The organism is Aeromonas sp. 5HA1, from assembly GCF_029237245.1.
In the GTDB taxonomy this organism is placed as follows: domain Bacteria; phylum Pseudomonadota; class Gammaproteobacteria; order Enterobacterales; family Aeromonadaceae; genus Aeromonas; species Aeromonas salmonicida.
In genome coordinates, this window is the sequence record NZ_JAACFW010000017.1 from 16403 (window position 1) to 40183 (window position 23781).

Annotated in this window: 18 protein-coding genes; 8 read left to right on the forward strand and 10 right to left on the reverse strand. The window is 61.2% G+C overall.

Annotation, left to right across the window (positions count from 1 at the left end):
- Positions 1-10: 10 nt before the first annotated feature.
- From GWQ27_RS15340 to asnS, 6 genes are all read right to left on the reverse strand, one after another.
- Complete coding sequence (locus GWQ27_RS15340; protein WP_155602597.1) at positions 11-361, reverse strand: ArsC family reductase; 351 nt, start codon at positions 359-361, stop codon at positions 11-13.
- Between the two features lie 216 nt (positions 362-577).
- Entirely contained in the window at positions 578-1489 is a 912-nt protein-coding gene (locus tag GWQ27_RS15345; protein ID WP_111589124.1) for a LysR family transcriptional regulator, read from the reverse strand.
- Between the two features lie 315 nt (positions 1490-1804).
- Positions 1805-2119 carry a hypothetical protein gene (locus GWQ27_RS15350; protein ID WP_005312982.1) on the reverse strand — a complete coding sequence of 105 codons (315 nt, stop codon included), beginning with the start codon at positions 2117-2119 and terminating at the stop codon, positions 1805-1807.
- 359 nt (positions 2120-2478) lie between these two features.
- Positions 2479-3135: a diphthine--ammonia ligase gene (locus tag GWQ27_RS15355; protein WP_275907706.1), complete on the reverse strand. Its 657-nt coding sequence runs from the start codon at positions 3133-3135 to the stop codon at positions 2479-2481.
- 161 nt (positions 3136-3296) lie between these two features.
- Positions 3297-4640, reverse strand: a complete 1344-nt coding sequence (locus GWQ27_RS15360; protein ID WP_275907707.1) for an anaerobic C4-dicarboxylate transporter — start codon at positions 4638-4640, stop codon at positions 3297-3299.
- Positions 4641-5007: 367 nt separating this feature from the next.
- Entirely contained in the window at positions 5008-6408 is a 1401-nt protein-coding gene (gene asnS / locus GWQ27_RS15365) for an asparagine--tRNA ligase (RefSeq protein ID WP_059112591.1), read from the reverse strand.
- A 194-nt stretch (positions 6409-6602) separates the two neighbouring features.
- Between asnS and GWQ27_RS15370 the strand changes: the two genes are divergently transcribed.
- The gene (locus GWQ27_RS15370; RefSeq protein WP_011898929.1) at positions 6603-6953 is read left to right on the forward strand and encodes a hypothetical protein; all 351 of its coding nucleotides are present in this window, start codon (positions 6603-6605) and stop codon (positions 6951-6953) included.
- On the opposite strand, the gene GWQ27_RS15375 is transcribed toward GWQ27_RS15370, so the two are convergent.
- Together GWQ27_RS15375 and bioA are read right to left on the reverse strand one after the other, a co-directional pair.
- Positions 6950-7762, reverse strand: a complete 813-nt coding sequence (locus GWQ27_RS15375) for a HAMP domain-containing protein (protein WP_265422439.1) — start codon at positions 7760-7762, stop codon at positions 6950-6952. The genes GWQ27_RS15370 and GWQ27_RS15375 overlap by 4 nt on opposite strands.
- A 135-nt stretch (positions 7763-7897) precedes the next feature.
- Entirely contained in the window at positions 7898-9172 is a 1275-nt protein-coding gene (gene bioA / locus GWQ27_RS15380) for an adenosylmethionine--8-amino-7-oxononanoate transaminase (protein ID WP_275907708.1), read from the reverse strand.
- A gap of 192 nt (positions 9173-9364) precedes the next feature.
- On the opposite strand from bioA, the gene bioB reads away from it, so the two are divergent.
- From bioB to htpX, 5 genes are all read left to right on the forward strand, one after another.
- Positions 9365-10453 carry a biotin synthase BioB gene (gene bioB, locus GWQ27_RS15385; RefSeq protein ID WP_275907709.1) on the forward strand — a complete coding sequence of 363 codons (1089 nt, stop codon included), beginning with the start codon at positions 9365-9367 and terminating at the stop codon, positions 10451-10453.
- A complete protein-coding gene (bioF, locus tag GWQ27_RS15390; protein WP_275907710.1) occupies positions 10450-11667 on the forward strand; it encodes an 8-amino-7-oxononanoate synthase in 1218 nt (405 codons plus the stop codon). The genes bioB and bioF overlap by 4 nt, the downstream gene beginning before the upstream one ends.
- Positions 11660-12472, forward strand: a complete 813-nt coding sequence (gene bioC, locus GWQ27_RS15395) for a malonyl-ACP O-methyltransferase BioC (RefSeq protein WP_275907742.1) — start codon at positions 11660-11662, stop codon at positions 12470-12472. The genes bioF and bioC overlap by 8 nt, the downstream gene beginning before the upstream one ends.
- Positions 12473-12624: 152 nt before the next feature.
- Positions 12625-13305 carry a dethiobiotin synthase gene (bioD, locus tag GWQ27_RS15400; protein WP_021137938.1) on the forward strand — a complete coding sequence of 227 codons (681 nt, stop codon included), beginning with the start codon at positions 12625-12627 and terminating at the stop codon, positions 13303-13305.
- A 114-nt stretch (positions 13306-13419) separates the two neighbouring features.
- On the forward strand, positions 13420-14292 hold the full coding sequence (gene htpX / locus GWQ27_RS15405; protein WP_005313012.1) for a protease HtpX: 873 nt from the start codon (positions 13420-13422) through the stop codon (positions 14290-14292).
- Between the two features lie 75 nt (positions 14293-14367).
- Here the strand turns inward: htpX and GWQ27_RS15410 are convergent, their stop codons facing one another.
- Together GWQ27_RS15410 and GWQ27_RS15415 are read right to left on the reverse strand one after the other, a co-directional pair.
- Positions 14368-16080, reverse strand: a complete 1713-nt coding sequence (locus GWQ27_RS15410) for a methyl-accepting chemotaxis protein (protein WP_275907711.1) — start codon at positions 16078-16080, stop codon at positions 14368-14370.
- 210 nt (positions 16081-16290) lie between these two features.
- A complete protein-coding gene (locus GWQ27_RS15415; protein WP_275907712.1) occupies positions 16291-18099 on the reverse strand; it encodes an MOSC N-terminal beta barrel domain-containing protein in 1809 nt (602 codons plus the stop codon).
- A 352-nt stretch (positions 18100-18451) separates the two neighbouring features.
- Between GWQ27_RS15415 and GWQ27_RS15420 the strand changes: the two genes are divergently transcribed.
- Entirely contained in the window at positions 18452-20098 is a 1647-nt protein-coding gene (locus GWQ27_RS15420) for an NAD(P)-binding protein (RefSeq protein WP_275907713.1), read from the forward strand.
- Entirely contained in the window at positions 20095-23670 is a 3576-nt protein-coding gene (nifJ, locus tag GWQ27_RS15425) for a pyruvate:ferredoxin (flavodoxin) oxidoreductase (protein WP_275907714.1), read from the forward strand. Before GWQ27_RS15420 ends, nifJ begins: the two co-directional genes overlap by 4 nt.
- Positions 23671-23781 lie beyond the last annotated feature (111 nt).

Sequence of the window (23781 nt, forward strand, 5' to 3'; positions counted from 1 at the left end):
TTAAAAAAGTTTAACGAGAGAAGAGGGATTGATAGTGATCAGCCTTAAAACCCAGGGTCAGCTCGCCATCCCGATCCAGCAGCGGGCGCTTGATCATGGCGGGATGTTCCAGCAGCAGTGCGCGCGCTTTTGCGGTATCCAGCCCCTGTTTTGCTTCATCCGGCAGGGCGCGGAAGGTGGTGCCACGGCTGTTGAGCAGGGCTTCCCAGCCAAGCTTTGCCAGCCAGCCATCCAGCGCGGCGGGATCCAGGCCATCGGCCCTGTGGTCGTGAAAGCGGTAGTCGATGCCAGCCTCGTCCAGCCACTTGCGGGCTTTCTTGATGGTGTCGCAGTTTTTGATGCCATAGAGGGTGGTGGCCATGGGGAGTCCTTGTCTGCGGGCGTGGGCCCTGAAAGCTGAAACTTGAGATCTGAACATGAAATCAAGGAAAGGCCCGATTCTGGCATTGTGGCGATCTCAAGGCAACGCTGGCGCTGCGACTCGGGGGATTTTACCAGGGGAGTCGCCAGCCAAAGGGCCAGAGTCAAACGCAGTGACGAGGGGAAAAGAGCCCGGCGCACGGGGCGCCGGAGGGGATCATAGCTCGCAGAGGGATTGGCACCAGAGATGCAATTCTGACTCGAACCAGTTGAGCATGGCGTGGTTGTCGTCGCGGCGATGGCGGATGAGGCTGACCTCGAAGGTCGGCAGGGTAAAGCGGGTCTCGTACTCCACCAGATCCAGCAGCGGCATCAGCGGCCGCAGCACCCTGGCTGGCGAGGTCAGCAGCAGGGGGGCATAGGGCAGTATGAAAGGCGCTGCCAGAAAACTCTGCACTATCAAGGGGGTATGGCGGGTCATGCCGTGCGCTGCGAGCAGGTCATCGACTATGCCCCCTTCGCTGCCACGGGGGGCGACCAGCAGATGCTGGGCCTTGGCGAAAGACTCTATGCAGAGCACCTGACCCTGAAAGGGATGGCTGCTGTGGGCGGCGCAGATCAGCTTGTCTTCAAACAGCGGGATGCGGCGAAAGCGACCGGGTACCTCGTCCTGCTTGCTGATCACCATGCTGACAACCCCTTCGTCGAGCTGGTCCTCGTAATCTGCATTGAGGGGCACCATGTGGATGCGCAGGTTGGGCGCTTGCTGTTGCAGGCGCCCCAGCAGGCTTGGCATCATCACATATTCCACATAGGTGTGGGCACCGATGCGCAGTACTCCCTCGAAGTGGCTCGGGTCGTGCTGTTCGGGCTGGCTGAAGGTCTGCTCTATGTCGTGCAGTATTTCCCGCAGTGGCAGCAAGAGTGCCTGTGCCCTTGCGGTAGGCTCCATTCCCAGTGGGGTGCGGATCAGCAGGGGATCGTCATAGAGCAGCCGCAGGCGGGCCAGAGCCCGACTGACGGCAGGCTGGCTCATGGCGAGTCGCTCGGCGGCCTTGGTGGTGTTGCGTTCCTCCAGCAGGGCCTTGAGCACCACCAGCAGGTTGAGGTCGACGCCTCGTAAATTCATTCTGTGCATAATGGAATACTAATAAATCATTTCCTTAAGCAGGACCTTCACTTTAGTCTCACTCCCCGTCGATGGTCAGCATGAAGCTTGGATAAATCAGCGATTTATACAAACCCATGTTGTCCTGTTACCTCTTTCGCGTGGTGCCAGGGGTGGCAAGATTCGACAGCCTGAACTCTTTACTCTGGTCATCCAGAGCGTTGCTTGCTTAGTACCCGCCTTTGAGGCGGGTTTTTTTTGCCTGCGATTCAGGAGAGCGGGCCCGAAGAAGTACAAAACGCGCCAGCGGGCGCGTTATGGTGATGAATGTCTGGATCAGGGGGCAACAGGCCATTGGTAGTCAAACACCCTGGCACGCTCCCAGGGAGCGTCCGGCAGGCCGGAGGAGAGGCCGGTGTATTTGCCCACATCGTCCACCACTATGGTGGAGAGGATCGGCAACTGGTGTTCGGTGCAGTACATGCGGATGCGTTGCAGCAGGGTGCGCAGCTCATCCTGGCTATTCTCCAGCCCGGCCTGCCTGGCCAGTTTGGAGTAACGAATGGTAGTGCGTTCCTTTGCTGACTCGACGAGGATGTCCCATAGCTTGTAGTCGCAGGTTGTGGTGCCTGCAGTGGCTTGGTTTGTCATAACTCTCTCCGGCGCGAAATGGTCGCTGTATGTCGATGGGCATCTTGGCCAGTTCACTGGCCCCTGACGTTGATCCAGAGCAAAAAAGCCTGAGGTTCCTCGCCAGAATGCTTGGCAAAGGGATTCTAAAGCTTTGCTATTAGTTTAAATTTCCATTTTTTATTGTTTTTTTGGAGTTTTGTTCTGGCGAAGTGAGGCTCCGTCATGGTTGGCGACCAGGAGCAAGGAAAAACGGTGCCGTCTATGTCTGTATCCTCCTGTTGCTGGCTCATATGGCCCTTGACCAAACCGCGACCGGACCAACGATTGAACCCGCTTGTTTGCCGCCAGAAGAAGAGCCTGCCTTCACCGCCGCCCGGCTACTCCTCCTCTTTTGCCAGGTAGGCCAGGTGTGCCTGCGCTGCCAGATGCCAGCCATCGAGCCCAAGAGGGGCGGCAAAGCCCGGGCCGTCGGTCACCATGGTGTGGTATTCCCCTTGTTCCCCACACAGATCAAAACCCTGCCGGTCTGCCAGCGCCTTCAATTCAGTGATGGCGGATGTGTCCAGCACTCGGCCGACCCAGCCGGGTGCCAGCGTGCGGGTATCGACGCAGGAGAGGTGGGCGACGATGCCGCGCCCGAGCATGTCGCTCAGTAGCGCTTCGCGAGATTGCTGCCAGAGCGGTGTGTGTACCTCAAGCCCCAGTGGGCGGCAGCGTTCGCGGATCCAGTTGCTGGCACCTCCCACGCTGTCGATATCGCCGGTGACCACCCCATCGAGATCCCATTCCTGCCGCAAGCTGGCCAGTGCCCTTTCATAGCTCTGATCGAATGGCGCCTCTATGGTAACCAGCTGGTGGGGCAGGCCCAGCGCCTCGGCCTGACGGCGTACCAGTGGCAGGGGGTGAGCCAGAAAGCGGGGCGCAGAGGGGGCAAAGGTGACCAGTGCCACCACCTGATGCCCCTGCTCACGGGCATGACAGAGAGCCTGCATGGCATCTTTGCCGCCGCTCCAGAGCAGGATGACGCGAGACATGGAGTCGATTCCGATGGTGAAAGAGGGAGCATGCTACCCAGTGGCGGGGTCGCAGGTAAAGCCATGGCGTGAAATCGTAACGGGAATAGGCAGGGGGAGAAAAGAGCAGGCCCCCGGAGTTGGGGGCCTGTGTGGCAATGGCGTGATAAACGCCGCTGTGATTAGAGCAGAATAGTGGTCAGTACGTAACCCAGGGCGCAGGAGCTGCTCACCCCGATCAGCCCCGGAATGATGAAGCTGTGGTTGATGATGAACTTGCCGATGCGGGTGGTGCCGGAACGGTCGAAACCGATGCAGGCCAGATCGCTCGGGTAGGTCGGCAGCACGAAGTAACCGTAGCTGGCTGGCAGGAAAGCGATCAGCAGCTTGGGCTCCACCCCCAGCGCCAGACCCATGGGGGCGATGGCGGTCAGGGCGGCAGCCTGGCTGTTGACCAGCTTGGAGATGAGGAACAGCACCAGGGCGTAGGTCCAGGGCTGGGCCTGTACCACGTGGGACAGGGTTTCTTTGAGCAGCGGCATGTGGGCCTGGAAGAAGGTTTCGCTCATCCATGCAACCCCGAACACGGAGAAGATGGCGACCATGCCGGCCTTGAAGACAGCCCCGTTGGCGATCTCGCCCGGTTTGACCTTGCAGCGCATCAGAATGATGGCACCGGCGATCAGCATCATCATCTGGATCACCAGGTTCATGGAGAGAGGGCCTGTCTTGTCCTTGATGGTGAAGACGGGGCGCAGCCCTTCGTTGGCGCCAAGCAATACCACGGCAGCGATGGCGGCGAAGAAGATCCAGGTAGACCAGTAGGCCTCTTTCGGGAACTTGGTGTTGAGCAGGGTTTCACCGCCGCCATAGATGAAAGCGTGCTGCTCCGGATCCTTGATCCTGGCCTGAAACTCTTCATCCTTGTCCAGATCCTTGCCGCGACGCAGGCTCCACAGGGCCGCCATCATCACGCCGGTCAATGAGGAGGGGATGGCAATCATCAGGATATCCAGCAGGCCGTAGGCCTGACCTATGCCGTGCCCAGCTGCCAGTATGGAGACCATGGAGACCACGGCGACCGAGACTGGCGAGGCGCAAATCGCCATCTGGGAGGCGACGGAGGCGACCGCCATCGGCCGTTCCGGGCGGATGTTCTTTTGCAGCGCTATGTCGGAGATGATGGGAAACATGGTGTAAACCACGTGGCCGGTACCGCACAGGAAGGTGAGGGTCCAGGTGGTGAGCGGGGCCAGTATGGTGATGTATTGCGGGTGACGGCGCAGCAGACGCTCGGCCACCTGCATCATCAGGTTGAGGCCGCCGGCGGTCTGCAGGGTGGCGGCGCAGCCGATCACAGCGAGTATGGTCAGCATGACTTGCACCGGCGGTTCGCCCGGTGCCAGGCCGAACACGAAGGTCAGCAGGAACAGGCCTATGCCACTGATGAGACCCAGTCCCATGCCCCCAAATCGGGTACCCAGCAACAAGCAGCCGAGTACCACCATAAATTCCATCAAGATCATTCCATTACCTCGCGTGATTTAATCCATATCTGTGCTGTGTTGAGCTCATGGACCGGGATTGTCTGTTTTTATTTAGCCCTAAAGGGTTAGTGGGTATTGTGCCCTTCTCAAAGGGGCAAAAAATTGAGGTACTTCAATAACTCATCGGTTTTTGATTTAACTGCATAAAAACCACGTATTAACATGATTGTTATTTGAAGGGGTTCTGGTTGGTATCATACGGGGCTGGTATCTTGAGGGGCAGTGCAGCAAGGCTGCAGCCATAAGGGGAAGTGTGATTAATTGTGGTGGCTGCGAGGGGCGAATGCCGTGGTGCGGGCAACAAAAAGCCGACCCTGGGGTCGGCTTTGTCGGCAGAGGGCCGTTATCAGAATTCGGCGGTACGGGGTGTACGGGGGAAGGGGATAACGTCACGGACGTTGCCCATACCGGTCACGTAGACCACCAGACGCTCGAAACCGAGACCGAAACCGGCGTGCGGGACTGTGCCGAAGCGGCGCAGATCGCGATACCACCAGTAATCTTCCTTGTTCAGACCCATTTCGGCCATGCGCTGATCGAGTACCTCGAGACGCTCTTCACGCTGGGCACCGCCGATGATCTCGCCGATCCCGGGTGCCAGTACGTCCATGGCGGCAACTGTCTTGCCGTCATCGTTGAGACGCATGTAGAAGGCTTTGATGTCTTTCGGGTAGTTCTTGACCACCACAGGAGACTTGAAGTGCTCCTCGGCCAGATAGCGCTCGTGCTCGGAGGAGAGATCGATGCCCCAGGAGACAGGGAACTCGAACTTCTTGCCACAGTTTTTCAGCACTTCGATGGCATCTGTGTAGTCGATCTGGGCAAAGTCGGAGGAGACGAAGCGTTCCAGACGACCGATGGCATCCTTGTCGACGTGCTGTGCAAAGAACTCCAGATCGTCGCGGCGCTCGGCCAGTACGGCATTGAAGACGTACTTGAGCATGGCTTCGGCCAAGGCGGCGTTATCGTCCAGGTTGGCGAAGGCAATTTCCGGCTCAACCATCCAGAACTCGGCCAAATGGCGGCTGGTGTTGGAATTCTCGGCGCGGAAGGTGGGCCCGAAGGTGTAGACCTTGGAGAGGGCACAGGCGTAGGTTTCGACGTTGAGCTGACCGGAAACGGTCAGGAAGGTCTCCTTGCCGAAGAAGTCCTTGTCGTAATCGACCTTGCCAGCGTCGGTGCGCGGCAGGTTTTCCAGATCCAGGGTGGAGACGCGGAACATCTCGCCGGCACCTTCGGTGTCAGAGGCGGTGATGAGCGGAGCCGCAATCCACAGATAACCCTCTTCATGGAAGAAGCGGTGGATGGCCTGGGCCAGGCAGTTGCGCACCCGGGTCACGGCGCCGACTATGTTGGTGCGCGGACGCAGGTGGGCCTGTTCACGCAGGTACTCTATGCTGTGGCGCTTGGCGGCCATGGGGTAGGTGTCCGGATCTTCGACCCAGCCTACGACCTTGACGTCGGTGGCTTGCAGTTCGAAAGCCTGACCGCTGCCCTGGGAGGCGGCAACCACACCGGTCACTTCCACGGAGCAAGCTGTGGTCAGACGCAGCACTTCATTCTCATAATTGGCCAGGGTATTGGGGACAACTGCCTGTACCGGATGGAAACAGGAGCCGTCGGATACGGCCAAAAATGAGATCCCCGCCTTGGAATCACGGCGAGTCCGGATCCACCCTTTTACTGTCTGGGTGGTGCCAACCGCATATTTACCGGTCAGCACATCTACTACGGATGCGTGCGTCATCGAAATATTGTCTCCAGCTTGTTCTTGCAGCGCTATTTGCAACACTAGGGGTCTGGCCCGGGCATTCACTGGCCCATCATGGCAGACTAAGCCGACAATCTTACCCGCGCGGGTTTGATAAACAAGCAAAAATGTCGGACTCTGGAGGGGATTTATGCCCGGATCACCTCATGGTCGGGCCAGTGGGGCAGGGGATGGACGTGAAAGAGCGGCGACAGGGACCGGACTGGTTGACCAGAGGGCTGCAGGGCTTGGTGATCCTCTGCTGGGCGGGCTTTATCGTGCTGCTCTCCCTCTATCACTATGCGCGCCCGGAAGTGGCGTACGGTTTTCTGGTCTACGGGGGGATAGCAGTTCGCGATTATTGGGATCCCGTACTGACTCCCTGGCTGGTTTATTGGCTCTGGGGTTGTTGCCTGTTGACCCTGGCGGTGTTTTTGCTGGAGCGTAAACGCAGCCGACGACGGGAGGACTCGCTGCACGTCAATCTGACCATACTGCTGCTGATCTTCATCGCCAGTTTGCTGTTCTACTACGCAGGCTAATCCTGTTTTTTGTCCGGCTTCGCCTGCGCGGCAGGGCGCTTGCCGAGCTGGCGTTCCACGCTGTCGAGCATCTGGTTGTAAGCCAGTGCCACCCGGCCAATCTCGTCCCCTTCATCCCCTTCCAATCGGTGACCGAAGTCATGCAGGTCGGTGGCCTCTTCCATGGAACGGGTCAGCTGGTTGAGGGGGCGAACTATCCAGGTACGAATGACCCAGAGAGTCAACAGCAGCCCCAGCCCGAAGATGCCGGTGAGAATAAGTGCCGACGTGAGAATGTTCTGCTCGACCCGGGTAAAGAGGGTGTCGAGGGAGTAGTCAAAGCGCACCGCCCCCAGCACAGTGTTCTCTGGTACCAGATGGCAACTTGTGCAGTCTGTGCCGCGAAAATCTTTCTTGGCCAACAGCGGTCGGGTTACCACCAGCTTGCTGTGCATGCCGTCGTGCACCACCTCCAGGCTGCCCTTGCCCGCCAGCGCCAGTCGATCGAACTCATCCTTGCCCTGCTCTGTCTCGCGGCCCGGCCCGTATTGCTTGCTGATTGCATCACCGCGGACGATGCGGGCATCTTCCACGTGGGCGTGATCGAGAAACTTGTTTCGCAGTGTGTCGCGAGCGTCCATCTTGCCGGTCAGCATCAGCATGTTGAGGCCGTCGAAATAGGCTTCGGTCTGCTCGCGGCTCTGCTCCTTGATGAGAGTCAGGATGAGATCCCGCTCGCGCACCGCCTGATAGGCTGCGGAGAAGACCAGTACCATGGAGAAGATGAAGAGCAGGAAAAAGTTGATTTTGGCAGCAATGGAAAGGCGCATGGGAACGGTACATCTGTTGGGTAAAACCTGCGCAGTCTACTCGTCATGGTCGCCCGGGTCTGGTGTCTTGCTCACATTCTGATAAAAAAGAGTCAAAAGGCCCTGCATTCTCATGCAGGGCCTTTTCATGCCGGCTTAGAACTCGCCGCTGGCGATGGCTTCATGGATGGCCTGGGTCAGCACACTCAATTGTGCCGGTGTGATGACGAAGGGGGGCATCAGGTAGATGAGTTTGCCAAATGGCCGGATCCAGGCACCTAACTCCACAAACTTGCGCTGGATACGGGCCACATCTACCCGCTCCTTCATCTCCACCACGCCGATGGCGCCAAGCACTCTCACATCGGCAACCAAAGGGTTCAGGGTCAGCCGCACCAGCTCGGTTTTGAGCTGGTGCTCGATGGCCTGCACCCGTTCCTGCCACGGCGAGGCCAGCAGCAGATCGATGGAGGCACAGGCCACGGCGCAGGCCAGCGGATTGCCCATAAAGGTGGGCCCGTGCATAAAGACCCCCGCTTTCCCGTCGCAAATCGTACGGGCGACATGCTCAGTGGTGAGGGTGGCAGAGAGGGTCATGTAACCGCCGGTGAGCGCCTTGCCAAGGCACATGATGTCGGGGCTGATGCCAGCCCAGTCACAGGCAAACAGCTGGCCGGTGCGACCAAACCCGGTGGCAATCTCGTCGGCAATCAGCAGCAGGCCGAACTCGTCGCACAAAGCGCGTACCCATTGCAGATAGCGGGGGTGGTAGAAGCGCATGCCGCCCGCTCCCTGCACTATGGGTTCGAGGATGATGGCTGCGATCTCTTCATGATGGTCAGCGACGAGCGCAGCGAGATCCACCACACACTCTTCGTCCCATTGGGCGTGGAAACGGCAGCTGGGGGCCGGGGCAAAGTAGTGCTCGGGCAGGAAGCCCTGGTAGAGCTCGTGCATGCCGCCATCCGGGTCACAAACGCTCATGGCACCGAAGGTGTCGCCGTGATAGCCGCCGCGCAGTGTGACGAACTTGGCTCTGGGGGTGCCTTTGGCGTGCCAGTACTGCTGGGCCATCTTGAGCGCCACTTCCACTGCCACCGATCCCGAGTCGGCCAGAAACACCCGGTCCAGACCGGCCGGTGTGATCTCCACCAGCTTGCGGCACAGCTCGACCGCCGGGGCATGGGTCAGGCCGCCAAACATGACATGGGACATCTTGCCGAGTTGGGCGGTGGCGGCCGCGTCCAGTTCAGGCACCTGATAGCCGTGTATACAGGCCCACCAGGAGCTCATGCCATCCACCAGTTCGCGACCATCGGCGAGAGTGATGGTGACTCCTTTGGCGCTGTCCACTTCATAGCAGGGCAGGGGATGGGTGAGAGAGGTATAGGGGTGCCAGATGTGATTCAGGTCGAATTCTTGTTTGGTCATTTTGTGTTCTGTTGTCAATTGGTTTGATCTGGTCGGTGTTGACAGTCTACGCGCGCTCTCTACACTAGCCAACAATTTCAGCCACTTGGCTCCTCACTCGCTGGATGGCGCGGGGGCAAAGTGGCGGGTCCGGGGCTCGGCCATCCAGGATGGCGGGCGCAGGATCCCACTTATAACAACCGGAAGCCATGTATGAATGCTCACACCGCGGGCGGCCACGCCCTTCGTCACGACTGGACCCTCGCCGAGGTTCAGGCCCTGTTTGCCCTGCCATTCAATGATCTGCTGTTCCAGGCACAGACGATACACCGCGCCCATTTCGATCCCAACGAGGTGCAAGTGAGCACCTTGCTCTCCATCAAGACGGGTGCCTGCCCGGAGGATTGCAAGTACTGCCCCCAGAGCGCCCGCTATCACACAGAGCTCGAGACCGAGCGGCTTATGGAGGTGGAGAAGGTACTGGAGCGGGCTCGTGAGGCCAGGGCCAACGGTTCGTCGCGCTTTTGCATGGGGGCCGCCTGGCGCAACCCCAAAGAGAGGGACATGCCCTACATACTGCGGATGATCGAAGAGGTACGAGGACTGGGCATGGAGACCTGCATGACCCTTGGCATGCTCACCGCGGATCAGGCTGCCCGCCTTGGCGCCGCGGGGCTCGATTACTACAACCACAACCTCGATACCTCGCCGGAGTTCTATGGCGAGATCATCTCCACCCGCACCTATCAGGACAGGCTCGATACCCTGGAGCATGTGCGCGGCGCCGGTATGAAGGTCTGCTCCGGTGGCATAGTCGGCATGGGTGAGCAGGCCAAGGATCGGGCGGGCCTGTTGATGGCGCTGGCCAACCTGCCACGCCACCCGGAGAGCGTGCCCATCAACATGCTGGTCAAGGTGAAAGGGACGCCGCTGGAGAACGAAGCGAATCTCGATTCGTTCGAATTCATCCGCACCATAGCCGTGGCACGGATCATGATGCCTGCCTCCCATGTGCGCCTCTCCGCCGGGCGGGAGAAGATGAACGAACAGATGCAGGCCATGTGTTTTATGGCAGGGGCAAATTCGATTTTTTATGGCTGCAAGCTGCTGACCACGCCAAACCCGGATGAGAACAGCGACATGCAGCTGTTCAAACGACTCGGCATTCGCCCCGCCCAGCGGGCCCAAAAGCCGGATCAGGTTCAGGAAGAAGAGATCCTGGCCGAGGTGAGCCGCCAGAACGCGCCGGATGAGATGTTTTACGATGCTACCCGTCCTCGCGCAGGGGTTGCGCGGTCATGAATGGCCTGGCGGTACAAGGCCCCTTTGCATTGGGCACGGCTCTGGCCAAGCGAGAGTTGGCAGCGCTGCTTCGCCGCCGCACTGCCACCGATGGCAGCGTGGGGGGGAGGCTGCAGGTCGATGGCCGCGACTACCTCAACTTCTGTGCCAACGACTATCTGGGGCTGGCGGATCACAGCGCCATCAAAGCCGCTTTCAAAGAGGGGATTGACTGCTATGGCACGGGATCTGGCGCCTCGCCCCTGGTGACCGGCTACAGCCGTGCTCACCAGCAGCTGGAAGAGACGCTCGCTGACTGGTTGGGGGTGGAGGCGGTGCTGCTGTTCAACTGCGGTTTTTCTGCCAATCAGGCTGTGCTCAAAGCCCTGCTCGGCAAGGAGCATCTGCTGTGGCAGGACAGGCTCAACCACGCCTCCCTGCAGGAGATGGGCAGCCAGCTTCCCTGCAAGATGCAGCGCTTTGGTCACAACGATATGACTGCTCTCGCGCGCCAACTCGAACCAAACCGGGGCTTGATCGTCTCGGAGGGGGTGTTCAGCATGGATGGGGATCAGGGCCCCTGGCTTGAGCTTGCCCGCCTGGCCGCCCAGAGCGGCAACTGGCTGATGATCGACGATGCCCACGGCCTTGGCGTGCTGGGGCCCGAGGGGCGCGGCACCTTGGCGGCGCAAGGGGTGGCTCCGGCATCCGTACACATCCAGATGGGGACCTTTGGCAAGGCGCTTGGCGTCGCCGGCGCCTTTGTCGGCGGCAGCCGCGAGCTGGTGGATTATCTGGTCAACTTTGCCCGTCACTATGTCTACAGCACCCATATGCCCGCCGCCCAGGCGTGCGCGGTCAGCAAGAGTATCGAACTGGTGCGGGTCGCCGACGATGCCCGCGCTCATCTTGGCCAGCTGATCGCCCGTTTCCGGCAAGGGGCACAGGCGCAGGGCTGGCAGCTTGGGGCAAGCGACACCCCCATACAGCCGCTGCTGGTGGGGGAGAGCTGTGCTGCCTTGCAACTGGCTGCGCGGCTGCGGGATCGCGGCGTCTGGGTGAGCGCCATCCGCCCGCCCACTGTGCCGGCGGGCACGGCGCGGCTGCGCATCACGTTAAGCGCGGCCCACTGCGAGCAGGATGTGGACCGCCTGCTCGAGGCCCTCGGCCCTTGCACCCTGACGGCCAGCAGGAGCGAGTTTGCCGCAGAGCCGAGAGGTGTTCGCCATGGATGAGCGCTTTCAGCAGGTCGACAAGGCCCAGCTCGCCCGTCGTTTCGGGGCGGCGGCTAGTCACTACGATGCCCATGCCCGTTTTCAGCAGGAAGTCGGTCTGGCGCTATTGGATCGTATGCCCGGGGAGCCAGTGACTCCCGCTTCCCTGTCAACCTCTCCCATATCCGGGCTGGATCTGGGCTGTGGTACCGGATTTTTCCTGCCCCACCTCGCCAGTCGTTGCCACCAGTTGCATGGACTGGATCTTGCCCCCGGCATGTTGCAGCAGGCGGCTCTGCGTGGCAGCGGTGCGCAACTTGTGTGCGGCGATGCCGAGCGTCTGCCGTTTGCCGACGGGAGCCTGGACTGGGTCTTCTCCAGCCTCGCCCTGCAGTGGTGTGAACGACCGGCGCAGGCGTTTGCCGAACTCCACAGGGTACTCAAACCCGGTGGACAACTGCTGTTCTCGACCCTGCTTGTCGATTCGCTCTGGCAGTTGCGTGAGGCCTGGCGCACGGTTGACGACCATCCCCATGTCAATCGCTTCCTCAGCCTGCCACAATTGCAAGATGCCGTTGCCGCAGGTGGCTTCACAGCACCTTGCCTCGAGAGTCTGGCCTGGTCGCTCTCCTATCACGAGTTGAGCGGTCTGCTGCGCGACCTCAAGGGCATAGGCGCCAGCCAGCTTAACGATGCGCGTCAATCAGGTCTGAGCAGTCGGCTGCGCTTGCAGCGCCTGACGGAGGCTTATGAAGCCTACCGTCAGCCGGATGGCCTGCTGGCCGCCAGCTATCAGGTGTGCCTGGGGCGCCTGATCCGCCGATAGCTGGCCTGAGTCGCCCTTTGCCGGGTCTGTCCGGGGGACGCAATGTGCGAACAAGTCGGGCTGAACTCATCTTCTGTCCCGGATACTTGATATGCAGGTGATCTGCCCCTATAAACGGCGGGCTGTCGCCTGATTTGTGTTGAGGAGTCATCATGGTTAAATCCTTCTTTATCACCGGCACAGATACCGATGTGGGCAAGACGCTGGTCGCCCGCACCCTGCTGCTGGAATTTGCCGCCCATGGCATTCAGTGCGCCGGTTACAAGCCGATCTCCGCTGGCTGCGCTCGCACCCCGGATGGGTTGCGCAACCTGGATGCCGTCTTGCTGCAAGAGGCGGCCAGCCTGTCGCTGCCTTACGATATGGTCAATCCGTATGCCTTTGAACCGCCTATTGCGCCCCATATCGCCGCCAGCGAGGCCCGTGATGCCATTACCCTGAAGGGACTGTCTGACGGTCTGCGCCAGATAGAGCAGGCGGGGGCCGAGCTTGTCGTGGTAGAGGGGGCGGGCGGCTGGTTTCTGCCGCTGGATCGCAAGCATCTGCTGTCGGATTGGGTCAAGCAGGAGAACATGCCGGTGATCATGGTGGTGGGGGCCAAGCTGGGTTGTCTCAACCATGCGCTGCTCACCTTTGCCGCCATTCGAAACGACAATCTGCCGGTAGCAGGCTGGGTCATGAATCGGCTGTACGGATCCATGAGTCACTACCAAGAAAACCTGGACACCTTGAGGGGCTTGCTCCCCGCGCCGTTTTTGGGTGAAATACCCTTTGTAAACAATCCACTTGAGGCTGATTTGCGCGGGCGTCTCGATATATCCCCTCTGCTCTGAACCCGACATTCAGCGAACATTCATCGAATCTATCTATTATGCGGAACAGGTGTGATACCGACCGGCTGTGAACCGGAACGGGAGGCACCTATCCATATCTCACAAGGAGTCTATATGAAGCGAATTATGCTATTCCTGGTGACCAACCTGGCCGTCATGCTGGTGCTGGGGGTGGTACTCAATATCCTGTTCTCGGTTCTGGGGATCAACAAGTCCAGCATTTCCGGTCTGTTGATGTTCTGTGCCGTGTTCGGTTTTGGGGGTTCCTTTATCTCCTTGCTGATGTCCAAGTGGATGGCCAAGCGCAGCTATGGCGTCCAGGTCATCGAGCAACCCCGTAACGAGACAGAGCACTGGCTGGTCAGCACCGTTGCCCGTCAGGCCCGTGAAGCGGGTATCAAGATGCCGGAAGTGGGGATCTACGACTCGCCGGAGATGAACGCGTTCGCTACCGGTGCCCGTCGTGACGATTCCCTGGTCGCCGTTTCGTCCGGCCTGCTCTACAGCATGAGCCGCGACGAGGCGGAAGCCGTGCTGGCTCACGAGGTGAGCCATGTGGCCAACGGCGACATGGTGACTCTGACCCTGATCCAGGGGGTGGTAAACACCTTCGTGATGTTCTTTGCCCGTATCGTGGCCGGTGTCATCAGCAACTTCTTCAGCTCCAACAACGACGAAGAGAGCAGCAGCTCCGGTGGTTTTGCCTACATGATCACCGTGTTCGTGCTGGAGATGGCATTCGGTGTGCTGGCCTCCATGATCGTCATGTGGTTCAGCCGTCAGCGTGAGTTCCGCGCCGACGCAGGTGCCGCCAAGCTGGCGGGTCGTGACAAGATGATTGCTGCGCTGCAGCGCCTCTCTCGCGGTGCCGAGCCACAGATGGAAGGCTCCATGATGGCGTTTGGCATCAACGGCAAGCGCTCCATGAGCGAGCTGTTCATGAGCCACCCGCCCATCGAACAGCGCATCGCCGCCCTGCGTGGTTGATGCCATCCGGTCTTGAAAAAGGCCTTGCCAAACAAACGGCTGCCCTTGGGCAGCCGTTTTGCTTTTCAGCGTTCTTTAAAGCTTGAAGCGACCCATCTCCTGGCGCAGCAGCCGTGACAGCTGTTTGAGCTTGGCGGCCTCCTGCGATACGTGACGGGCCGCATCCCCCGACTGTTCGGAGAGGGAGGTAATGTGGCCGACGGTGGAAACCACCTCGTTGGCGGCGGTGGATTGCTCGCGCAGTGTGTGGCTTATCTCCCCCATCAATCCGGTCAGGTTGGCTGCATGACTCTTGATGCTGGTGATGGCCTCGCCGGTCTGGTTGGCCAGACTCACGCCGCGAGAGACGTTGTTGACCGTATTTTCCATGCTGCGGATGGAGGCATCCGCCCCGCTCTGGATCTTGCTGATCATGCCGGTGATCTGCTGGGTCGAGGCCGCCGAGCGGCTGGCGAGATTGCGCACCTCGTCGGCCACCACCGCAAAGCCCCGCCCCTGTTCTCCCGCCCGCGCTGCCTCTATGGCGGCGTTGAGGGCCAGCAGGTTGGTCTGATCGGCGATGCCGCGGATCACCTCTATGATGTCCGAAATCTGCTGGGTGTGGCTGTTGAGCTCGGAGAGGCTGCTGGCCGCATCCCCCACTGTGCTGGAGATGTTTTCTATGCTGTCCAGGGTCTGCTTTATGACGCCGGAACCCTCTTCCAGGGTGTTGGCCGACACCTTGCTCAATTCGTCGGCATGGGTGGCGTTGTCGGAGAGGTGGCTGATGCTCACTACCAGCTCCTCGATGGCGGCCGCCATTGTCTGGGTACTGGTCTGCTGGGAGGTAGCAAACTGGGCTGTCTGCTCCGCTATCTGGGCTATGCTGTCGGCCGATCCTGACAGCTCCTCGCTGGAGTGGGAGACCTGGGCGATGATCCCCTTGAGGGTTGACTGCATGGTGGCCAGCAGGCCGATCAGGCTCTCTTGTGCGCCAACGGGTACCTGGATCTGACGGGAGAAATCCCCTTGCGCCAGACTGTTGAGATCGCTTCTGAGCTGGCTGACCGAGGTGCCGGTCAAGTCGAGCAGGGCCCGATAGGTGCGCCACAGGAAGAACATCAATACCAGGCCCAGGGCGATAAACAGATAGCGTAACATGGCAGACTGGCTGGTGGCATCGTCCACCGCCTGCTGGGTGCGGGTCTCCATCATGACGTAGAAGTCATCGATGGGGGCCATGATGCGCCCCTTGTTCTGGTGATAGGCCTTGTCATGCATCATGGCGATGGCTTTTTGCTGGTTGGCCGCGAGATCCCCCTCCTGCTGTTGTACCAGCTTGAAGGCGGCGACTTCGGTACTGACCAGGGCATCCGAGTTGTTCTTGGCCTCGTTGAGTTTGGCCAGCTCACCGTCGGTAAAGCCGGCATCCTTCATCAGATCGATGAGGCCACGCAGCAGCGAAGTGTCGGGTCTGGGGTTCTGACCACTGGCCGCCACGAAATCCCAATAGATGCGGTTGTAGCCTTCCGGTCTGTTCTGTTCGCCGTTGCGTATGGCCAGGATCCGCATGTACTGCTGCTCATAGGCGGGATCCTTGGTGATCACATAGGTGCGACCGAGCCGGGTCAGATCGTCGGAGGATTGCCTTAGCTCATCGGCCAGCAGATAGGATTGGTAGCGTTGTTGATAACTCTGCTCGAGTTTTGTCCCTGACCAGGTGTAGGCAAAAAATACCAGCGATAGCAGGATCAGGGTGACAACGGAGAGCAAGAGATTGAGTTGAAAGGCAGGTCTGTTCTGTTCCATGGTTTGAGCGTCCTTATTCTCACCAGAATAACCCCCTTTGTCACACGGCGAAGGCCGGTACTTCTGAAGGTTTTTATTGTTCTGCAGTGAGTATAGGGGGCCGGAGGAGCAGCATGGCTCGGGTATGCCGAGAAAAGGGGCGGGGGTAAAAACAGCGGGGAAAATAAGGGCCGGGAGGCGCTTAACCCATGATGCTCCCGGCCCGCACTATTATCGCGGCCCGATCACCAGATCGGTCAAGGGCACGGCGCAGCAGGTGAGGATCTTGCCTTCGGCCCGCTCGGCTGCCGTGATGGCCGGGGCATCCGGGTGATCCACTTCTCCCGAGACGAGGGTCTGCTTGCAACTGCCGCAGATGCCGGCGCGGCAGCTCCAGGGCAGCTCCACTCCCTGCTTGTGGGCTTGATCCAGTATGGTGCCCTGATTGTTGCCGGCAAAGGCCTCTTCACCGATACGCAGTTGCACCGCCTGATGGGGACGAGCCACCGAGAGAATGGCGCCGCCAAAGCTCTCCTGCCTGATGCGATCCGCAGCCACGCCGAGTGCGCACAATCTGGCGGCCGCATCGACCATAAACCCGTGAGGACCGCAGATAAATACCTCACGCCCGATCAACCCCTTGACCTGGGCCAGATGATCATCGCACAGCCGCCCTTTGAGCCCCTGCCAGTGAGTATCCGGCTGGCTCAGGATCAGGGTCAGTTGCATGCCTGCCCGGCTCAGGGCGTGCAGCTCGGCGGCGGCCGGTATGTCGGCCTCGCTGCGGCACAGGTGCATGAAGTGCACATCCTCGAGCTCGCCGCGCAGGGCCAGGGTACGGGCGATGGAGAGCATGGGAGTCACGCCCGAGCCGGCCGAGAGCAGCAGCAGGCTGCGCTCGGTGCCGAGGTGAAACTCGCCAGCCGGCGTGGCCGCCAGCAGGGTATCCCCCACCCGCAGCTGGTGGTGCAGCCAGGGGGAGATGCGCCCTTCACCCAGGCGCTTGACGCTGATGCTGTAGCGCTCCGGCAGATCCGGGCTTGAGCTCAGGGTATAGCGCCGTTGCAGCCGCTCGCCCTTGATATCCAGACTGATGGGCAGGTGCTGGCCCGGCAGGTAGTCGGGCAGCGGCTCGCCGTCGGCGGCTTCGAACCAGAAGGTTTCCAGATCCCGTGCCAGCGGCTCGCGGGCGACGCAGACCAGCTCCCGCTTCTTCGGCGCCGCATTGGGATAGACCACAGCCCTGGCGGTTTCCAGCACCTCTATCTCGCTGCCCGCCTCAATCCAGCCCTCGTTGAGGGCCACCAGATTCTGGCCGAAATAGACATCCCCATCCTCGCCACGCCGGTAACGGGTGAGGGTAGCCAGCGGCTCCTTCAGGGCGTTGAAGCGATCCGTGCCCGCTTCCACAGTAGTCATGATGCAGCGGCTGCACGGCTTGGCCACACTGAACTCCACCTCGCCGATGCGGATGCGTACCCAACTGTCCTCCTCGAACGGCCGGGTACCGGTTGCCACCAGGTTGGTACGAAATTGGCTCATCTGGTGCAAGGCATCGGAGCGCAGGTTGAGGTCATCGAGCGAACTCTGGCTGATCAGCAGCAGGGGATAACCGTCGGCGAAGCTGACCCGGGTGCCGGTTTTTTCCCGGAAACGATCCGATTGCTCGCCGAGCCAGAGCAAGGCGACCGGCTCACCAGCGACCTTGCTCAGCCAGAGATCGGCGCTGATATCTGTATGCAGGGCGGTGAAGCTGTCGCGCCAGACGCCGGTAGTCCGAGGTGTGCGGGAAAAATCCTGTTCTCGCAGCGTGAGCGGTTCAAATCCCGGATAGCGCAACTGCAAGCCGCCCTCTATGGGGGTCGCCACTACTTGCTGTAGCTGGGGATGGGTACGGGCTGTGATAAAGGTGCCGTCCGGTTTGACCACCATGTAGCGGCGATCTCCCTGCAATCCCTCTTCGGTCACCCGAGCGCGAGTCAGTGGCATGCCTGCCGTTGATTTGATGGGGTAGAGATGAATGCTGTCGAGTATTGGCATGTCCTGATCCTGTGAAGTGCCCTGTGTCAACAAGGGGAAGTGCGCTGTGACTGTCGTGGCAGCCATCCCTGCAGTGTGCTGCGCCGGTTGTCGAAGGTGTGACATGGTCAACCCAATCACATCTTCAATCGGGCAAGATGTTACAGGGGTCACGTTCTGTTCTCCATACCCCATAAAGTGCAACATTATTTGATCCTGATCCGTCAATCAGTACAAAAATCAGTCCACTATCGAACCAGCTTCCAGTTTTTAACGCTTTCGCTTCTTCCCTCTCCGGCCACCGCCCGCTTCGGCTAAACGGTATCAAGTGCCATCGGATGGGGCCTGTCACACAAAAAGAAGAAAGCAATGTATGAGCAAACAACTGGATATGACCCCACAGCCGGATCTCTCCCAGAAAACGGGAACAGGCCCGGTCCGTACCCGGCTGCCCGTCTGGCGGCCGGCCCTGCCACCTTGTAACCACGCCTGCCCGGCTGGCGAGAACATCCAGGCCTGGCTCTCCCTCGCCGAAGCGGGCCGCTTTGAAGCAGCCTGGCAGCGACTTATCGAAGAAAATCCCCTGCCTGCCGTCCATGGCCGGGTCTGCTATCACCCCTGCGAGAGCGCCTGCAACCGCGCCCAGGTGGATGATGCCGTCTCCATTCACGCCATCGAGCGTTTCCTCGGCGACGAGGCGCTGGCCAAAGGCTGGCTGCCCGCGCCGCCAGCGCCTGCCAGCGGCAAGAAGGTGCTGGTGATAGGCGCCGGTCCCTCCGGTCTCTCCTGTGCCTGGCACCTCAACCGGCTCGGCCATCAGGTGGAGATCCGTGAATCGGGGCCGCTGGCCGGCGGCATGCTGCGCTTTGGCATTCCTGCCTACCGGCTGCCCCGCGATGTACTGGATCGGGAGGTCGCCCGCATCCTGGCCGCTGGTGTGACGCTGACCCTCAACCACAAGGTGGAGGATGTGCTGCGCGAGCGAGACGAGGGGGGCTTTGACGCCGTCTTTATGGCCATCGGTGCCCATCTGGCCAAGCGGGTCGATATTCCGGCCCGGGAAGCGGGCAAGATCCTCGATGCGGTGAGTTTCCTTGAGCAGGCCAGTCTCGCCGAGGAGCAGGGACTGCCACCCCCCAAACTGGGACGGCGGGTGGCGATCTACGGCGGCGGCAATACCGCCATGGACGCAGCCCGCACCGCACGCCGCCTCGGGGTGGAGGAGGCGATGATCATCTATCGCCGCGACCGGGACCATATGCCGGCTCACGCCTTCGAAGCCCTTGAAGCCGAGGAGGAGGGGATCAAGATCAACTGGCTGCGCAGCATCCGCCAGCTCGACAACACCAGCATCGAAGTGGAGGTGATGGCGCTGGATGAGCAGGGCAAGCCTGTGCCCACCGGCAAGTTCGAAACCCTGGAAGCGGACTCCCTTATTCTGGCGCTCGGTCAGGAGGTGGACTTGAGCGTGCTGGAGAGCATTCCCGGCGTGCGGATCAACCAGGAAGGTGTGGTGCAGGTGGCGGACAACCTGATGACGGATGTGCCCGGTCTGTTTGCTGGCGGCGACATGGTGCCCTCCGAGCGCACCGTCACCATCGCCACCGGCCACGGCAAGAAGGCGGCACGCCATATGGATGCCTGGCTGCGCGGTCGTCACTACCAGAAGATGGTCTCCTACCCGCTGGTGGGGCCGGAGCAGTTGCAGCTCTGGTTCCAGACCCATGCCCCGGCCAGCAGTCAGCCGGTCAAACCGGCGTGGGCGCGGGACGATTTTGGCGAGATCATCGGCGGGCTGGATGAGGTGGCCGCCCGTTACGAGGCAGCGCGCTGCTACTCCTGCGGCAACTGCTTCGAGTGCGACGGCTGCTACGGCAGCTGCCCCGAGCAGGCCATCGAGAAACTGGGGCCGGGCAAGGGCTATCAAGTGGATGCGACGCGCTGCACCGGCTGCGGTGCCTGCCATGACCAGTGCCCTTGTCACGCCATCGAGCTGCGCCAACCGGAGGAGTCCCAATGAAACATGAACTGATCATGGTCGATGGCAACGAAGCCGCGGCCCGGGTGGCCTACCAGCTGAGCGAAGTGTGTGCCATCTACCCTATCACCCCGAGCTCGACCATGGCCGAACTGGCTGACGCCTGGGCGGATGAGGGGCAGACCAACCTGTGGGGCAATATCCCCACAGTCGTGGAGATGCAGAGTGAAGGGGGCGCGGCCGGTACTGTACACGGTGCCCTGCAGGCGGGGGCGCTCGCCACCACCTTCACCGCCAGTCAGGGGCTGATGCTGATGCTGCCCAACATGTACAAGATCGCCGGTGAATTGACCGCTGCCGTGTTCCATGTGGCGGCCCGATCGCTCGCGGCGCAGGGGCTCTCCATCTTCGGTGACCATCAGGACGTGATGGCGGCGCGCAGCACCGGCTTTGCCATGCTCGCCTCCGGCTCGGTGCAGGAGGCGCAGGACTTGGCCTTGGTCGCCCACAGCGTCACCCTGCAGTGCCGGGTGCCCTTTATCCACTTCTTCGACGGCTTTCGTACCTCCCACGAGGTAAACAAGATCACGGCCCTGCATCGGGACGAAATTCGCGCGCTTATCGACAACGACTGGGTGCGGGCCCACCGTGCCCGGGCGCTCAACCCGGATCACCCGGTGATGCGCGGCACGGCCCAGAACCCGGACACCTATTTCCAGTCCCGGGAGAGCGTCAACCCCTTCTACGAGGCAGTGCCGGCGCGGGTGCAGCAGTGCATGGACAAGCTGGGATCTCTCACCGGCCGCCACTACCGGTTGGTGGAGTATCACGGCGCAACCGATGCCACCGACGTCATCGTGCTGATGGGCTCGGGAGCCGCTACCGCCCGCACCACGGTCGACTGGCTCAACCGTCAGGATCGCAAGACCGGTGTGCTGGTCATTCGCCTCTATCGCCCCTTCCCGGTACAGGCACTGCTCGATGCCCTGCCCGCGAGCGTACGGCGCATGGCGGTGCTGGATCGCACCAAGGAGCCGGGGGCGGGCGGCGAGCCGCTGCTGCTGGATGTGCAGAGTGCCCTGATCGACGGCTTGCAGCGCTGCCTTCTCAAACGGCTGCCGTGGCTCAGTGGCGGTCGCTATGGTCTCTCCTCCAAGGAGTTCACCCCCGCCATGTGCGCGGCTGTGTTCGAGGAGCTGGCATCCGATGCGCCGCGCCCGCGCTTTACCGTGGGGATAGTGGATGACGTATCCGGCCTCAGCCTGGCCTGGCATCCCATCGGCGATCTGGAGCCCGCCAGCCGGGTGCGGGCGCTCTTCTTCGGCCTCGGCGCCGATGGCACCGTGGGCGCCAACAAGAACAGCATCAAGATCATCGGCGAGCTGGAGGGCTTCCACGCCCAGGGCTACTTCGTCTACGACTCCAAAAAGTCGGGCTCGCGCACCGTCTCCCACTTGCGCTTTGGCCCCGAGCCCATAGACGCCCCCTGGCTCATCGAGCAGGCGAGCTTTATCGGTTGTCACCAGTGGGGTTTTGTCGAATCGGTGGACTTGCTGGAGCACGCTGCGGAGGGGGCGACCCTGCTGCTCAATGCCCCCCATGAGGCTGACAAGGTGTGGGGCCAGCTGCCCGAGCGGCTGCGCGCCCGTATCCGCGCCCTCAATATCCAGCTCTACTGCATCGATGGCGATCGGGTGGCCGAGCAAAACGGCATGGGCAATCGCATCAACACCATCATGCAGACCTGCTTCTTCGCGCTGGCCGGCATCTTGCCACGGGACGAAGCTATTGCGCTGATCAAGGAGAGCATAGAGAAGAGCTATGCCCGCAAGGGGCCCGAGGTAGTGGCGCGCAACTTCGCTGCGGTGGACGATACCCTGGCTCACCTCTGCAAGGTGGCAATCCCGGCCGGTGACGAGCAGATCAGCGACTATCCGCTGCCACTGGCACTGGGCGGCAGCGAGTTTGTCCAGCGGGTCACCGGCGAGATGCTGGCGGGGCGCGGCGATCTCATTCCCGTCTCCATGCTGCCGGTGGATGGTACTTACCCCACCGCCACCAGCCGCTTCGAGAAGCGGGATATTGCCCGCGAGATCCCGATTTGGCACTCCGATATCTGCATCCAGTGCGGCAACTGCGTCTTTGTCTGCCCCCACGCGGCGCTGCGGGCCAAGTTCTACCATCAGGACTGGCTGGCGACCGCCCCCGAGGCGGCCCAGTCGGTGCCCGTTACCGCCAGCGGCTTCCCCGACAGCCGTTACACCCTGCAACTCTATCCGGAGGATTGCACCGGCTGCGGCCAGTGCGTGCAGGCCTGTCCGGTGCGGGTCGGGGCTGATGAGAGTCATGAGGGCGAGCGCGCCATCACCATGATGGACAAGGCGCCCCATCTGGCTGGTCAGAAACAGGCGCTCGGCTGGTTCGAGAGCCTGCCTTGGCCTGCCCGCGAGCGAGTGGACTTCTCCACCGTGCGCGGCGCCCAGTTCCTGGAGCCCCTGTTCGAGTTCTCCGGCGCCTGCGCCGGTTGTGGCGAGACCCCCTATCTCAAGCTGCTGACCCAGTTGTTTGGCGATCGCATGCTGGTGGCCAACGCCACCGGTTGCTCCTCCATCTATGGCGGCAACCTGCCGACCACTCCCTGGGCCAAGAACGCGGAAGGGAAGGGGCCCGCCTGGTCCAACTCCCTGTTCGAGGACAACGCCGAGTTCGGCTTTGGTTTTCGTCTCACCGCCGATCAGCATCACGGTCAGGCGGTGGCCGCCCTCAAGGCGATGAAGGGGGAGCTGGGAGAAGCGCTGGTCGAGTCGCTTATCAGCGCCCCGCAGCGGCTGGAGTCGGAGATCCGCACCCAGCGAAATCGGGTAGCGCAAGTGCGTGAACGACTGGAGGAGGTGAAATCCGGCAAGGCTCGCGAGCTGCTGTCCCTTATCGATCAGCTGGTGCGTCGCTCGGTCTGGATCGTTGGCGGCGACGGCTGGGCCTATGACATCGGCTCGGCGGGGCTCGATCATGTGCTCGCCTCCGGCCGCGATGTGAACGTGCTGGTGATGGATACCGAGGTCTACTCCAACACCGGCGGCCAGATGTCGAAATCGACGCCGCTCGGTGCCGTTGCCAAGTTCGCGGCGGGGGGCAAGACGCTCGCCAAGAAGGATGTAGCGCTGCAGGCCATCTCCTATGGCAACGTCTATGTGGCACGTATCGCCTTTGGTGCCAACCCGCAGCAGACGCTGCAGGCCTTGCGCGAGGCCGAGGCCTACCATGGCCCGTCCCTCATCATCGCCTACAGCCACTGCATCGCCCACGGCATCGATATGGAGTTTGGCCTGACCCAGCAAAAACGCGCCGTGGCCTCCGGTCACTGGCCGCTGCTGCGCTACAACCCAGTATTGCGCAGTGCGGGGCAGAACCCCTTCAGCCTCGACAGCCTGCGCCCCTCTATCCCCCTTGCCGAATACAGGGCAGAGGAGAACCGCTATCAGGCACTGGCCCAGAGCCACCCCGAGGAAGCCGAACGGCTGATGCAGGTGGCGCAACAGGTTGCCTGGCAGAAGTGGGCCACCTACGAGGAGATGGCGACCCGGGAGGCCAGCCATTTCCATCCGCCGGTGTGAGTGTGGGGTGAAATCGATATAACCAAGCGGGCCACTGGCCCGCTTTTGGTATTGGCGGCAAAGGCTATCTATATATCCTTCAATCACAAAAAAGGGGCTTACTTGGTAATA

What these genes read in the sequence shown, in the direction of transcription:
- GWQ27_RS15340 (WP_155602597.1), bottom strand. Translation starts at nt 361, where the DNA reads ATGGCCACCACCCTCTATGGCATCAAAAACTGCGACACCATCAAGAAA.
- GWQ27_RS15345 (WP_111589124.1), bottom strand. Translation starts at nt 1,489, where the DNA reads ATGAATTTACGAGGCGTCGACCTCAACCTGCTGGTGGTGCTCAAGGCC.
- GWQ27_RS15350 (WP_005312982.1), bottom strand. Translation starts at nt 2,119, where the DNA reads ATGACAAACCAAGCCACTGCAGGCACCACAACCTGCGACTACAAGCTA.
- GWQ27_RS15355 (WP_275907706.1), bottom strand. Translation starts at nt 3,135, where the DNA reads ATGTCTCGCGTCATCCTGCTCTGGAGCGGCGGCAAAGATGCCATGCAG.
- GWQ27_RS15360 (WP_275907707.1), bottom strand. Translation starts at nt 4,640, where the DNA reads ATGATCTTGATGGAATTTATGGTGGTACTCGGCTGCTTGTTGCTGGGT.
- asnS (WP_059112591.1), bottom strand. Translation starts at nt 6,408, where the DNA reads ATGACGCACGCATCCGTAGTAGATGTGCTGACCGGTAAATATGCGGTT.
- GWQ27_RS15370 (WP_011898929.1), top strand. Translation starts at nt 6,603, where the DNA reads ATGGACGTGAAAGAGCGGCGACAGGGACCGGACTGGTTGACCAGAGGG.
- GWQ27_RS15375 (WP_265422439.1), bottom strand. Translation starts at nt 7,762, where the DNA reads ATGCGCCTTTCCATTGCTGCCAAAATCAACTTTTTCCTGCTCTTCATC.
- bioA (WP_275907708.1), bottom strand. Translation starts at nt 9,172, where the DNA reads ATGACCAAACAAGAATTCGACCTGAATCACATCTGGCACCCCTATACC.
- bioB (WP_275907709.1), top strand. Translation starts at nt 9,365, where the DNA reads ATGAATGCTCACACCGCGGGCGGCCACGCCCTTCGTCACGACTGGACC.
- bioF (WP_275907710.1), top strand. Translation starts at nt 10,450, where the DNA reads ATGAATGGCCTGGCGGTACAAGGCCCCTTTGCATTGGGCACGGCTCTG.
- bioC (WP_275907742.1), top strand. Translation starts at nt 11,660, where the DNA reads ATGGATGAGCGCTTTCAGCAGGTCGACAAGGCCCAGCTCGCCCGTCGT.
- bioD (WP_021137938.1), top strand. Translation starts at nt 12,625, where the DNA reads ATGGTTAAATCCTTCTTTATCACCGGCACAGATACCGATGTGGGCAAG.
- htpX (WP_005313012.1), top strand. Translation starts at nt 13,420, where the DNA reads ATGAAGCGAATTATGCTATTCCTGGTGACCAACCTGGCCGTCATGCTG.
- GWQ27_RS15410 (WP_275907711.1), bottom strand. Translation starts at nt 16,080, where the DNA reads ATGGAACAGAACAGACCTGCCTTTCAACTCAATCTCTTGCTCTCCGTT.
- GWQ27_RS15415 (WP_275907712.1), bottom strand. Translation starts at nt 18,099, where the DNA reads ATGCCAATACTCGACAGCATTCATCTCTACCCCATCAAATCAACGGCA.
- GWQ27_RS15420 (WP_275907713.1), top strand. Translation starts at nt 18,452, where the DNA reads ATGAGCAAACAACTGGATATGACCCCACAGCCGGATCTCTCCCAGAAA.
- nifJ (WP_275907714.1), top strand. Translation starts at nt 20,095, where the DNA reads ATGAAACATGAACTGATCATGGTCGATGGCAACGAAGCCGCGGCCCGG.